This window comes from Paenarthrobacter sp. UW852, assembly GCF_024608385.1.
Lineage (GTDB): Bacteria > Actinomycetota > Actinomycetes > Actinomycetales > Micrococcaceae > Arthrobacter.
The window spans coordinates 175,099-187,064 of record NZ_JAMSGY010000004.1 but is presented as its reverse complement, the minus strand read 5'-3'; the positions used below and the strand labels follow the sequence as shown (position 1 = coordinate 187,064).

The window sequence follows — 11,966 nt, the reverse complement described above, 5'->3', positions numbered from 1 at the left end:
CTCCCAGCCCCTCCCCCACTTGGAGAATGACATGACCGCTACCGTAGGAACGACCCCCGAGGTCAAAGTCCACAAGTCCCATGTGCGAACGCTCGTCGGAACGGGCATTGGCAACGCCGTCGAATGGTACGACTGGGCCATCTACGCCACATTCTCGCCCTTCATTGCGAGCGCTTTGTTCAGCCAGTCGGACCCCACGTCAGCCGTTCTATCCACCTTGGCGATCTTCGCCGTCGGGTTCGTTGCCCGGCCGTTCGGCGGTTTCGTCTTCGGCTGGATCGGCGACCGCATTGGCCGTAAAACCTCCATGACTTTCGCAGTGGCATTGGGAGCCGTGGGCAGCCTCATGATCGGTATCGCACCGACGTTCGCAGCTGTGGGCGCGTTCGCTTCGGTGATGCTCCTGGTGGCCCGCCTCATCCAAGGCCTGGCGCACGGTGGTGAGTTGCCGTCGTCGCAAACGTATTTGTCTGAAATGGCTCCAAAGGAAAAGCGCGGCTTCTGGGCCACCCTCATCTACACCTCCGGCACGGCCGGAATCCTCGCGGGAACGTTGCTGGGCGCTATCCTCACCGCTGTCCTGAGCAAGGAAGAGATGAGTGCGTGGGGCTGGCGGATCCCGTTCCTCGTTGGTGGTGCGCTGGGTGTCTACGCCCTGGTTATGCGGGCCAAGATGAAGGAAACCGAAGCGTTCGAAGCCGAGGCCCCCAAAGAGAAGCGACTGCCGGTCTGGCCGCAGATCGTCAAGTATCGCAAGCAGGCGCTGCAGGTTATCGGCCTCACCGTTGGCCTGACCGTTGTGTACTACATCTGGGGCGTTGTGGCTCCGAGCTATGCGGCGACTTCATTGAAGATGGACCGCGGTGCGGCCCTGTGGGCGGGTGTGATCGCGAATGTTGTCTTCATCGCAGCCCTGCCGTTCTGGGGCAAACTGTCCGACCGGATCGGCCGTAAGCCCGTCATCATCGCTTCGTCCGCGGGCGCCGCACTGCTGCACTTCCCCATGACGTGGCTGCTGAAGGATTCACCATGGCAGTTGGCAGTGTCCATGTCCGTGATGTTGTTCTTCATCGCAGGCAGCGCAGCCATTGTTCCTGCTGTCTACGCGGAGCTGTTCCCGACGCACATCCGCACCATCGGCGTCGGCGTCCCGTACTCCATCTGCGTGGCCGCCTTCGGTGGCACGGCTCCGTACCTGCAGACCTGGCTCGGCAGCATCGGGCAGGGCTACCTGTTCAATGTCTACGCGGTGGTCCTCTTGCTGGTGGGCATCGTGTTCGCCTTCTCGATTCCGGAAACGAAGGGCAAGGACCTCACCGTCTAGGCTCTCTTTCGTTGCGAGGCCCGCTCTGCACGCTTACCCGAGGTTTTGGGACGCAGAGCGGGCCTCACAACATTAAACGAAGCGGTCGCGGCCAGCGCGGTAGCCGAAGAAGGCGGCGAGTGCCCCGATCACCAGGAAGAGGATCCCCGCTGCAGCAAAGCCGCCCGTGGCCTGGTGAAGCTGGCCCACCATCAAGGTCCCAACAGAACCCACTCCGTAGCCCACGCCCTGCATCATCCCGGAAAGATTCGCTGCCGTGTGGGCGTCCCGGGTGCGGACCATGATCATGGTCAGCGCCACGGCAGTCAGGGAACCTTGACCCAGGCCGTTGAGCCCGGTCCAGACCCAGATGAGTTCCGTCGGGCCAAAGATCGTCAGCGCAAACCCGCCACCCGTCATGAGCGCCACCACCGTGTTGATGATCCGTTGGTCCTTAAAGCGTGTAGCCAGGGCCGGGGCAAACAGCGAGCCAAGCATCTGGAGCACGATCGACACCGACACGATCAACCCGGCCGTTCCGCCGTCGACTCCCCGCTCACGCAGAATCGGCGCCATCCAGGCGAACACGCTGAAGGACATCATGGCCTGCAGCACCATGAACAGGGTGACCTGCCATGCCACCGCTGAACGCCAAACGTTCGCGCCACTGCGAACGGCCTGGTGTTTTACCGTGGGCTGGCGGATTGCCAACGGCAGGAAAAGCAAAAGCACGACGGCGGCTGGAACCGCCCAGAACCACAGTGCCGACGTCCACTGCCCGGTAGCCGCAAACACCGGATACGTGAAGCCCGCACCAAGTGCGGCGGACGCGCAGATGGCCGTTGTGTAGAGCCCACCCATCAGGCCCAGCCGGTGCGGGAAGTCCCGCTTCACTACGCCGGGAAGAAGCACGTTGCACAACGCGATGGCGGCACCGCACGCCGCCGTGCCGATCAAGAGCGTAGGGAGATGGCCCGCGCTTCCTATGTCGGCCGGACGCAGGAGCAACCCCGCGGTGAGGACAACCATGGCCCCGAGCAGCACCCGCTCCGCCCCGAACCTGCGGGCAAGGATGGGAGCCAGAGGCGCGACGACGCCCAACAAGGTGACCGGCACGGTGGTGAGGACAACCAGCGCCCAGCCCGGCAGGCCGACGTCGGACGTAATTTCCGGAAGCACCGCAGAGAAACTCGAGAAGACCGTCCGGAGGTTCAAGCCAATGAGCACCAGGCAGATGGCCAGGTAAACCAGGCCTCTCTTGCCGCGCAACTGCGTGGGGTCAGCGGGTGGTTCTTCGTTGGTTTCGGCGTCCACCGCGATTGAAGGCGGGACTTGATCCTTGGGGTAGCCGAACTTCTGGGAGGAGGTCACACGTCCTATTCTGTCAGCCGGCGCTTACTGGGCCTCAGCTGGCAGCCATTGCCCGTGATGTGACCCGATCTCAGGGGACAACTTCCAGTCCGTGCCAGGCGCCGTCGTCGCGGGTGAACTGCCAGCGGATGTGGGGGTCGCCCGAGAGGTCCAACCAGTCCAGATCCGTCATGTCGATCCTGATCCAAGCGAAACGCTCCATTGCCGTCTCATCATCATCGGGGCCATCAGCAGGCCGATCCGGGAGGGGAGTTCTCGGAACCAGGCGGGACGCATAAAGGTGACGGCTGCTCGGGCTGAACCGCTCCCAGGCCCGGCGTCGTTCCTTCTCATCGTCGACCACCGCAGCGTCACCTCTGATGCGCAACTGAACTCCGCGGTCGTCGTCGTAGAAGGTCAGTGCCACCCGTGGCTGGTGGTCAATCTCGGCGACCTTACGGGACAGGGAATTGGTGGCCACCATGAGCCGGCCAGCCGCGCGGTCCACCTCCCGGACGATGACCGCACGGACCCGTGGTCCTCCATCCGCTCCCGTGGTGCCCAGGAAACCGAGCGTAAAAGGGGTGCGCCCTTTCGTTGCCGCCACCAAGGATCCCAGGACCCGCTCCAGCGTCTCCTCGCTTGTATTCATTGCCCTGGACAACTATGAGACGCAACGCAGCATTCACAGTTCGGGCGGATCTCCAGCATCAGGCAACTCTACCCACAGGGGCACAACTCCCCATGGCAAGACGGCGGAGCGGCGCTGGTGGTCTGATCCGGAACGCAGAGAATCCTCGCATCCGAACCAAAGTATTCTGGAAGGGATGAGTGAAACCCCAGATTCCCCGCGACCAGTCACGCCCGGCACCCAGGCTTCGTTCGGCACATACGGCGGCCGCCCGGTCAGCTTTGTGCGCCGGGGCACCCGCTTGCAGGGCCGCAGGCAGGCCGCTTGGGAAGAGCACGCCGAGCGCTGGGCCATCCAAGTGCCCCGCCACGTCGCCAACACCTCGGTCCACCCGGATTACACGTTCGACGCCGAGGCCGTGTTTGGTCGCAAGGCTCCGCTGATTGTGGAGATCGGTTCGGGACTGGGTGATGCGGTGGTTCACGCAGCCGAGCAAAACCCCGATAAGGACTTCCTTGCCGTCGAGGTCTACACGCCAGGACTGGCCAACACCATCATCAAGATCAACAGCCGCGGGCTGACCAACGTACGCGTGGTGGAAGCCAACGCTCCCGAGGTTCTCGAGTCCATGCTTCCACCCGGGTCGGTCAGCGAACTCTGGGTGTTCTTCCCGGATCCCTGGCATAAGGCACGGCACCACAAACGCCGCCTGATCCAGCCGGCGTTCGCGACCGTCGCGGCCAAGGCGCTGGAAAAGGGTGGCTACTGGCGCATCGCCACGGACTGGTCCAACTATGCCGTGCACGTCCGGGAAGTCCTGGCCGATTCCAAGGAGTTTGAGAACATGCATGACGGCGAGCGCAGTGGCGAGGAAAGCCCACTGACGCAAGTCTGGCAATCCGGCGTCGAGTCCGTTGTGGGTGGCGCTCCGGTCCGGGAGGGCCGCGCCCCGGTCAGCACGGAGCACACGGGCCCGAACGAAGGCGTGGACCAGGAGGGCGGCTGGGCTCCGCGCTTCGAGGGCCGCATCCGGACGAGCTTCGAGAACAAGGCCCATGAGGCCGGCCGCATGATTTTCGACCTCACATACCGCAAGATCTAGCCAGGACTTATTGGGGGAACCATGAGCTACCAGCCACCGGTCGATTACTACCAGCAAACCCAACGGTCCGGTAATCGTGGCCTGGGTGCCGGCATCACCAGCATCATCTCCGCAGTCCTTTCACCCATCGCGGCGGTAGTCAGCATCCCCCTGGGTATAGCAGCCGTCGCTTCGGCGGTGAGCCGCTACAACCAGGGCAACGATGCCTGGTGGTTCGGCGCGTTGGTGCTGGCTGGTGTCGCTGTCCTGCTCGCCATCGTGGCCGTGGTCTGTGGGCTGATCGCTGTGTTCCGGGCCGGGCGAATGAACGCGGGCCGCATTACCGGCATCATCGGGCTTGCGATCATGGCGGTCAACATCTTTGGTGTGGTCTTCATGGTGTTCCTTGTGGTCGGCGCGGGGCAGGGGAACTGAGATGCCGCAGGTCCGCGCCGAGCGCCTCATCCGCTTGGATCCCGAAACAGCTTTCGCGCTCTCCCAAACCACTGGCGCCTTCCGTCTCAAGTGGGACCCGTTCATCTCGGCGCAAGGCTTCCTGGACGGCGCCACGACGGCCGGCAAGGGTGTGCGCACCAGGACTGTGTCACGCATGGGCCTGAAAATGGTCAGCGAATACGTCTCGTACACGCCACCGCGCAACGTGGGCATGACAATGGTTTCCGGGCCTTGGTTCTTTGAGAACTTTGGTGGTGGTTGGCGGTTCACAGCGGACGACGGCGGAACCCGGGCAGTCTGGAAGTACACCTTTTCATGCCGCCCGGCACTGGTGAAGCCGGTGGCAGAGCGGATCGGCAGCTGGCTGCTGGGCCGCGAAATCGAGCGACGCATCGAGGCATTCGCCAAGGCCTGCGAGGATCCCGTCCTCGTGGCAGAACTCCGATCGCAGGAGGCCCCGGAGCGCTGAGGCCTAAGGCACCGAAATCGATGCCACGGTCTTCTCGGTATCGTCGCGCAACTCAACACCGGCAATGCCCGCCAACTGCACCGGGGTTGCGCCGGTGATCTTGATCCGGCCGCTCGGTGTCGCTGTCCAGCCACAGGTTCGTTCCTCGGCCCCGTCCCTGCCCTTCACCCACAAATACAACGTCCCTTGGAGGGGCATGCTCCGGCCCTCCACCTCTAGCTCGGTGCCCCAAGTTTTCTTCACCATGCCCACCGTCAGCTGTAATCCGCTGTCCGACTGGACCGAGTAGCTCGCATCAGGCTTCGGTGCCTGGTTCAGCAGCGGCCCGGCAAGGAACCCAACTGCCAGGCAAGCAGCGGCGACTGCACTCACCAGAGCCGCCCACCGGCGTCGTGATTTCCGCCTGCGGACCGACAAATCGACCAGCACCTTCTCCGGAAGCGCTTCGGGCAGTGGTTCCAGCGGCGCGAGGGCGCCGGCACCCCCCGCCGCGGTGAGGGCGACAGCGTCAGCCGCGGGGACGGCGTCGAGCAAGGCGGGGAGGCTTTCCAGTTCCTCCAGCTCGTGACGGCAGTCGGCACAATGGGCGAGGTGGTCCCGGAAGGCGGCCTCCTCTACGGGGTCGAGCCCGCCCAAAAGATAGGCGCCCAGCAATTGGTGGACGGAGTTGCCGTTCATCGTTCCACCCCCATTTCGTCAAGGATTGTTCGGAGGGCTTTCACAGCATAGAAAGCCCGGGATTTTACGGTTCCCGCCGGGATGTTCAGCTGCAGTGCTGCCTCACTGACGGTGAACCGTTGGTAGTGCAAGGCCACGAGGACCTCGCGGTGTTCGTGGCTGAGCCGGAGCAGGGCCTCCTCCATGAGGACCCGGTTCAGCAGCTCATCGACGCGTTCGGTGGCGGCATGGTCGGGAAGGTCGTGCTCTCCGGTTTCGGCAGGACGGCGCTGCGCCTTCCGATAATTGTCGATGATCACGTTGCGTGCCGTCCGGAAGAGGTAACTGCGGAGGCTGCCCGTGATTTGTGGGGCATGCTGCCACACCTTCAGGATGGTCTCCTGCACAACATCGTCGGCTTGGTGGGCGTCCGGTGTGCAGCTGAGCACAAAGCGCTTCAGGGCCGTGCCATGGTCGCGATAGATCGCAGCCACCACGTCCTCATCCAGCGGCATATCCACCCCTTCCCGGTTGCCCCTTCGCTCATACGACGCCTGCCGCGCAGAAACGGTTCAGTCCCGTGAACCATTCTTCCCCCATCCGCGTCGTAGGGGTTAGCGCCGACTCATCCCGGCCGGCCGAGCAAAGGAGCTAGAGATGACAACACGACTCAGCCTTGGAATCGGAGCGTTGCTGTTGAGCGCTGCACTGGCGGGGTGTGGCGGAAGTCCAGGAACCACCACGTCGTCCGCTCCCCCGCCTGCTTCGTCCGCGGCGCCGTCGTCCGCCTCCTCGGGATCAGCGACCGCCTCCTCCATGGCCACCTCCGCGGCTGCGGAGATGAAAACCGCCTCGTCCAGTGCCGGCCAGATCGTGGTGGACAGCAAAGGGATGAGCCTCTACTTCTTCACCAAGGACGTTAAGGACTCAGGTAAGAGCGCCTGCGTAGACGCTTGCCTTACTGCGTGGCCGATCTTCACCACGACGTCGGACGCGCCCGCCGTTGAAGGCGTCACGGGCAAGGTGGGAACCATCAACTCGCCGGACGGCAAGAAACAGGTAACCCTCAACGGCATGCCGCTCTACTACTACGCCAAGGACAAGGCTCCCGGTGATGTGACCGGCCAAGGTGTTGGCAGTGTCTGGTACCTGGTCAGCCCTACGGGTGAGATGGTCAAGGGCGCCGCGGCCTCCGGTTACTGAGTTTGGTGCGCCGAAAGCCGGGGAATCGTGCGAGATCGCTGGAGCCGCTCCGCGATCTCGCACCGTTCCAGCGAATTCGGGGTCCGTTAGACTGCAGGCTACTCATTGGGGAGGGAAGATGGCACAAAACGGCACCAAGAATCCGCCCAGCCCGGCGTTCCTCGTCGTACAGGAAGTGGCCTGGGCCCTGGGTTTCACTGCGATGGTAATCAACGCCACGAACGGTGGCCTCGACTGGATCTGGGTCGGCTTACTCGCCTTCTGGCAGGCGACGATCATCTGGGGCTTCATCCAACTGAAACGAAGGCCCTCCAGCTAACCCAAAACCCAGCCGGCCAGCGGGCTATGCGTCAGCGAACTCGTCGGACTCCTCGAACTCCACGGCCGCGATGATTTCCTTCGTCTCGGGGTGGATCATGAAGGCCTCGTCGTCGTCCTCCACCATGATGTAGTCGCCGTGGTCGGTGGAGAAGTGCCAGGCGAGGGTGGTGACGCCGTCGTGCTGGTAGTTGGGGTCGCCCATGGTGATCTTTTCCAGGGCGTAGCCAGCCACGTCGCACAGCTCGCGGATGATGATCTCGAACTCGGGGGCGTTGGCGAGGGCTTCTTCCTCGGCTTCGGCCTGGCGCTCGGCAAGGTCAGGAACCTGCGCGATCCGCTCGGCGATGTGTGCCTCGATGTCCTCTTCAGAGAGGACCAGCAGTTCGGACTGGTCACGGAGGTAGGTGGCGTTGAGGTCGATGATGTCCTCCTCTTCGAGGAGGGCTTCGAACTCGCCGTCCAGTTCATCAAGGAGCGCGACAGCGGGAACCGGGGCTTCGGATTCGTCCAGTTCGCCGTCGAGGTAGGCCTCGGCTTCGTCCTCGGTCAGTGCATCGAAGGCGGCCGCAGTGCGGTTGAACAGGTCCAAGTGACGGACCGCGCCCATTTCCGAAAGTCCTGCCCGGACGTACCCGTCCACTTCTTCACGTTCCGGTGCGGTGAAGACGTACTGGGCGAAACCGCCGGCCAGTGCCTGGGTCAGGTAGAAGTCCACGAAGTAGCTGTTGAGCGCAGCGGTGGCGATTTCGTCGCTGTTCAGGAGTTCCTGGTACATCTCGTTCACGACATTGACGTTGGAATCCACAACATCCGCATTGCCTGCTTCGAAGCTGGTCTTGTTCAGGACGACGGGGTACTCGTTGGTAGTCATGGGGAATCCTCACTGCTGAAAGCTGATGGTGCTCCGGACTCTTTCAACGTACGCGTGGGAGCTGCGCCGCAATCGAGGTTGAGGTTAACGGAGGGCGAAGTTTGGGAGCCGTTTTCTGCTGACTAAGATTGAGCAGATAACCTCCTGCCGAAAGTAGCCCGACGCATGCCGTCCCACACAGACGAAACCTGGGAACTGGCCATTCAGACTCCTGCCATCAACGACCGCTCCCTGGCGGCCGGATTGGCGTATGCCATGGGCAGCCGAGTGAGCGGGATTTCTTTCGACGCGGCTACGGGGCTCCTCCTCGGCAAGGTCCGCGGAAACGGCCCCCAGCCCTATTCGACGTCGGCAAAACTGGTCCGTAAGCCCAGCGGCTGGAGCTGCACGGTAGGTATCTGCAGCTGCCCGGTCCGCAAGGATTGCAAGCACGTCGCCGCGTTGCTCTTCACTGCCGAGGATCACCCCACCATCCGCGCGCAGCTCCTTTCCCAGGCACCCGGCATCCAGACATCGCGTCTGGGCTCGGGCCAGCAGGGCGGCACCGCCCGTCCGGCTTGGGAACAAGCCCTCAACAGGCTGATCACGAAGCCAGGCACTGCTCCGAGCGCGGCAGGCATTCAGCTCGCGCTCCAGTTCGAGGTGGAAGAGCCCGCCGCGCACTTCTCCTACACAGGCCGGCGCGACCCCATGCGCAGCGTCCGCCAGCTCAAGGCCCGCCCCGTCATGATGGGCGCGAAAGGCAAATGGATCCGCGGCGACGTCTCCTGGAACAACCTCAGCTACATCAGTTTCCGGCGCGAATTCAACGAGATCCACGTCGAATGGCTGCAGACTTTCCTCGCGGCCCACGGTTCCAGCAACGGCCGCCAGCAACCGTCGGGCGCCATGTGGCTGAGCCTGAACGACTTCGCTGCCAAGAACCTGTGGACCCTCCTTTCCGACGCCGCCAAAGCCGGCATCCCACTCATCCACTCGGCTGGGAGCGAGCCCGTCCGCGTCGAGACCCAACCCGCCGTCGTCGGCCTGAGTTTGGCGCGCTTGGACGCGGGCCGCAGCGGCACAGAACAGGACACGCACGACGGCGGCCTGCAGCTCGCGCCGTCAGTGACCGTGGGCGGGGAGCCCGTTGATGCCGGGACTGTGGGCTTCCTGGGCAAGCCAGCCAACGGGATTTTCTTCACGCATTCGGGCGCCACCCTGCCGGGCGTGCCGCAGCAGAATAACCTGATCACCCTGGCCCCGATCGAGGGCGATGTCAGCGATGAGCTCCTGGAGTTCGTTACCGATGGCCAAACCCTTCAGATTCCAGCCGAGGATGAGAGCCGCTTCCTGACCTCGTTCTACCCGAAGCTGCGCCAGTCCACACCGGTCAAGGCCGCGGACAAATCTGTGGAACTGCCCACGTTGGCTGTCCCCACCTTGTCCCTGCTGGCAAACTACGGCAACGACCACAAGGTCCGGCTGCACTGGGAGTGGCACTATAAGTCCGGCACGCTGGTGACCGCGCAGCCCCTGTGGCGGCATCCGGACGACCGCGGCTACCGCGACGATCCCGAGGAAGCCCGGATCCTCGAATCGCTGGGCCGTCCATGGGATGTGGTGGCTGCGTTGGCGGAGTCGGCAACGGGTGGTTGGGGTGCTCCACGGCTCGCGGCCTCTGCCGAGCTCAGCGGTTTGGACACCCTTGCGTTCACCGAGGAGGTACTGCCCGCGCTGAAGGAACTGCCCGACGTCGTGGTGGAAACCTCCGGTGACATCGCCGACTACCGTGAAGCAGCCGAAGCTCCCGTCGTTTCGATTTCCACGAAGGAGACTGCCAGCGGCGACTGGTTCGACCTCGGCATCGTGATCACGCTCGAAGGCGAACCGGTGTCCTTTGCCGCGGTGTTCTCGGCCCTGGCCGCGGGCATGAGCCGCATGTTGCTGCCCAGCGGCGCCTACTTCTCGCTCGACCTGCCCGAACTCCACCAGTTGCGCGCCCTGATCGACGAAGCGCGCTCCCTGCAGGACAACCCGGACAACAAGGACGGCACCCTGCAGATAAGCCGCTTCCAGGCCGGGCTCTGGGACGAGCTGGCGCAGCTCGGGATCGTTGACGAGCAGGCCGCCGCGTGGCGCGAAGCTGTGGGCGGATTGCTCGACGACGGCGTGACCGGGCTCCCGCTGCCGGCCAGCCTTAACGCTGAGCTGCGTCCGTATCAGCTCGAAGGATTCAACTGGCTGAGCTTCCTGTACAAGCACAGCCTCGGTGGTGTGTTGGCGGACGACATGGGCCTGGGTAAAACCGTGCAGGCGATCGCGCTGATGTGCGCGGCCAAGGACCTGGCGGCGGAGAGCGTTACTGCCGCCCAAGGGCCTTCCGCGGACGTGACTCCCCGTGCGCCGTTCCTGGTGGTCGCGCCCACAAGTGTGGTGAGCAACTGGGCCTTGGAGGCGCAGCGGTTCGCGCCGGACCTCGTGGTCCGCACCGTCGGTGAAACCTTTGCCAAGAGCGGCCTGTCACCGGTGGACGCGTTGGCGGGTGCCGACGTCGTCATTACCTCCTATGCGCTGTTCCGGATCGATTACGATGCCTACGCGTCGTTCCAGTGGGCCGGGCTGATGCTGGACGAGGCACAGTTCGTGAAGAACCACCAGTCCAAGGCGTACCAGTGTGCACGCAAGCTGCCGGCCCGTTTCAAGCTGGCCATCACGGGCACGCCCTTGGAGAACAACCTCATGGAGTTCTGGGCCCTGACCTCCATTGTGGCGCCGGGGCTGTTCCCCAGCCCCAAACGGTTCGCCGAGAACTACCAAAAGCCGGTTGAGAAGAACGGTGACTCCGCGCAACTGGGTAAGCTCCGCCGTCGTGTCCGTCCGCTCATGATGCGCCGCACCAAAGAGCAGGTCATCAAGGACCTGCCGCCCAAGCAGGAGCAGATCCTGGAGGTCGTGCTGAACCCGCGCCACCAGAAGGTCTATCAGACCCACTTGCAGCGCGAACGGCAGAAAATTCTCGGCCTGATCGATGACGTGAACAAGAACCGCTTCACGATTTTCCAGTCGCTGACGTTGCTGCGGCAGCTGAGCCTTGACGCGTCCTTGGTGGACTCTTCACTGTCCGCCGTGCGGTCGTCCAAACTGGATGTGTTGTTCGAACAGCTGGAAGACATCATTTCCGAAGGCCACCGGACCTTGATCTTCAGCCAGTTCACCGGCTTCCTCGGCAAGGTCCGCGACCGCATGGACGCCGAGGGCATCGAGTACTGCTACCTCGACGGGTCCACCAGGAACCGCGGAGACGTGGTGAGCGAGTTCAAGAACGGCTCGGCCCCGGTGTTCCTGATCTCGTTGAAGGCCGGCGGATTTGGGCTCAACCTCACTGAGGCGGACTACGTGTTCCTGCTGGACCCGTGGTGGAACCCGGCGTCCGAGGCCCAGGCCGTGGACCGAACCCACCGCATCGGCCAGGCCCGCAACGTCATGGTCTACCGGCTGGTTGCCAAGGACACCATCGAGGAAAAGGTCATGGCGTTGAAAGCCAAGAAATCGCAGCTGTTCGCGGACGTGATGGAAGGTGACGCCCTGGCCGGTGGTTCGTTGACGGCGGAGGACCTGGCGGCGCTGTTCGCGGAATAGGTT

12 protein-coding genes are annotated in these 11,966 nt (G+C 63.6%); 7 read left to right on the top strand and 5 right to left on the bottom strand.

The window, feature by feature from the left end; translation table 11 throughout:
• Window positions 1–31: 31 nt before the first annotated feature.
• A complete protein-coding gene (locus NEK97_RS09030) occupies window positions 32–1,324 on the top strand; it encodes an MFS transporter (RefSeq protein WP_257369494.1) in 1,293 nt (430 codons plus the stop codon).
• A gap of 72 nt (window positions 1,325–1,396) precedes the next feature.
• On the opposite strand, the gene NEK97_RS09025 is transcribed toward NEK97_RS09030, so the two are convergent.
• Together NEK97_RS09025 and NEK97_RS09020 are read right to left on the bottom strand one after the other, a co-directional pair.
• A complete protein-coding gene (locus tag NEK97_RS09025) occupies window positions 1,397–2,674 on the bottom strand; it encodes a CynX/NimT family MFS transporter (RefSeq protein WP_257369492.1) in 1,278 nt (425 codons plus the stop codon).
• A 70-nt stretch (window positions 2,675–2,744) separates the two neighbouring features.
• A complete protein-coding gene (locus NEK97_RS09020) occupies window positions 2,745–3,305 on the bottom strand; it encodes a pyridoxamine 5'-phosphate oxidase family protein (protein ID WP_257369491.1) in 561 nt (186 codons plus the stop codon).
• Window positions 3,306–3,480: 175 nt separating this feature from the next.
• Here NEK97_RS09020 and trmB point away from each other — a divergent pair, with 175 nt between their 5' ends.
• Genes trmB through NEK97_RS09005 form a run of 3 tightly spaced genes read left to right on the top strand, consistent with a single transcriptional unit; the run spans window position 3,481 to window position 5,290 of the window.
• Window positions 3,481–4,386, top strand: coding sequence for a tRNA (guanosine(46)-N7)-methyltransferase TrmB (gene trmB, locus NEK97_RS09015; protein WP_257369490.1), 906 nt, complete (start codon window positions 3,481–3,483; stop codon window positions 4,384–4,386).
• A 21-nt stretch (window positions 4,387–4,407) separates the two neighbouring features.
• Window positions 4,408–4,800 carry a hypothetical protein gene (locus tag NEK97_RS09010; RefSeq protein WP_257369489.1) on the top strand — a complete coding sequence of 131 codons (393 nt, stop codon included), beginning with the start codon at window positions 4,408–4,410 and terminating at the stop codon, window positions 4,798–4,800.
• Between the two features lies 1 nt (window position 4,801).
• Window positions 4,802–5,290: a type II toxin-antitoxin system RatA family toxin gene (locus tag NEK97_RS09005; protein ID WP_257369487.1), complete on the top strand. Its 489-nt coding sequence runs from the start codon at window positions 4,802–4,804 to the stop codon at window positions 5,288–5,290.
• A 3-nt stretch (window positions 5,291–5,293) separates the two neighbouring features.
• On the opposite strand, the gene NEK97_RS09000 is transcribed toward NEK97_RS09005, so the two are convergent.
• Both NEK97_RS09000 and NEK97_RS08995 read right to left on the bottom strand, forming a co-directional pair.
• Window positions 5,294–5,968 (bottom strand): anti-sigma factor, encoded by a 675-nt coding sequence (locus tag NEK97_RS09000; protein WP_257369486.1) that lies wholly within the window; start codon window positions 5,966–5,968, stop codon window positions 5,294–5,296.
• Entirely contained in the window at window positions 5,965–6,462 is a 498-nt protein-coding gene (locus NEK97_RS08995) for a sigma-70 family RNA polymerase sigma factor (protein ID WP_211713707.1), read from the bottom strand. The genes NEK97_RS09000 and NEK97_RS08995 overlap by 4 nt, the downstream gene beginning before the upstream one ends.
• A gap of 142 nt (window positions 6,463–6,604) precedes the next feature.
• On the opposite strand from NEK97_RS08995, the gene NEK97_RS08990 reads away from it, so the two are divergent.
• Together NEK97_RS08990 and NEK97_RS08985 are read left to right on the top strand one after the other, a co-directional pair.
• A complete protein-coding gene (locus NEK97_RS08990; protein ID WP_257369485.1) occupies window positions 6,605–7,150 on the top strand; it encodes a hypothetical protein in 546 nt (181 codons plus the stop codon).
• 118 nt (window positions 7,151–7,268) lie between these two features.
• Window positions 7,269–7,469, top strand: a complete 201-nt coding sequence (locus NEK97_RS08985) for a hypothetical protein (RefSeq protein WP_257369484.1) — start codon at window positions 7,269–7,271, stop codon at window positions 7,467–7,469.
• A gap of 24 nt (window positions 7,470–7,493) precedes the next feature.
• Here NEK97_RS08985 and NEK97_RS08980 read toward each other — a convergent pair whose 3' ends face one another.
• Entirely contained in the window at window positions 7,494–8,342 is an 849-nt protein-coding gene (locus NEK97_RS08980) for a hypothetical protein (protein ID WP_257369483.1), read from the bottom strand.
• Between the two features lie 165 nt (window positions 8,343–8,507).
• On the opposite strand from NEK97_RS08980, the gene NEK97_RS08975 reads away from it, so the two are divergent.
• Complete coding sequence (locus NEK97_RS08975; protein ID WP_257369482.1) at window positions 8,508–11,963, top strand: SNF2-related protein; 3,456 nt, start codon at window positions 8,508–8,510, stop codon at window positions 11,961–11,963.
• The last annotated feature ends 3 nt before the right edge of the window (window positions 11,964–11,966 follow it).

Coding starts and splice junctions, on each gene's coding strand:
- NEK97_RS09030 (WP_257369494.1), top strand. CDS start 32: ATGACCGCTACCGTAGGAACGACCCCCGAGGTCAAAGTCCACAAGTCC.
- NEK97_RS09020 (WP_257369491.1), bottom strand. CDS start 3,305: ATGAATACAAGCGAGGAGACGCTGGAGCGGGTCCTGGGATCCTTGGTG.
- trmB (WP_257369490.1), top strand. CDS start 3,481: ATGAGTGAAACCCCAGATTCCCCGCGACCAGTCACGCCCGGCACCCAG.
- NEK97_RS09010 (WP_257369489.1), top strand. CDS start 4,408: ATGAGCTACCAGCCACCGGTCGATTACTACCAGCAAACCCAACGGTCC.
- NEK97_RS09005 (WP_257369487.1), top strand. CDS start 4,802: ATGCCGCAGGTCCGCGCCGAGCGCCTCATCCGCTTGGATCCCGAAACA.
- NEK97_RS09000 (WP_257369486.1), bottom strand. CDS start 5,968: ATGAACGGCAACTCCGTCCACCAATTGCTGGGCGCCTATCTTTTGGGC.
- NEK97_RS08995 (WP_211713707.1), bottom strand. CDS start 6,462: ATGCCGCTGGATGAGGACGTGGTGGCTGCGATCTATCGCGACCATGGC.
- NEK97_RS08990 (WP_257369485.1), top strand. CDS start 6,605: ATGACAACACGACTCAGCCTTGGAATCGGAGCGTTGCTGTTGAGCGCT.
- NEK97_RS08985 (WP_257369484.1), top strand. CDS start 7,269: ATGGCACAAAACGGCACCAAGAATCCGCCCAGCCCGGCGTTCCTCGTC.
- NEK97_RS08980 (WP_257369483.1), bottom strand. CDS start 8,342: ATGACTACCAACGAGTACCCCGTCGTCCTGAACAAGACCAGCTTCGAA.
- NEK97_RS08975 (WP_257369482.1), top strand. CDS start 8,508: ATGCCGTCCCACACAGACGAAACCTGGGAACTGGCCATTCAGACTCCT.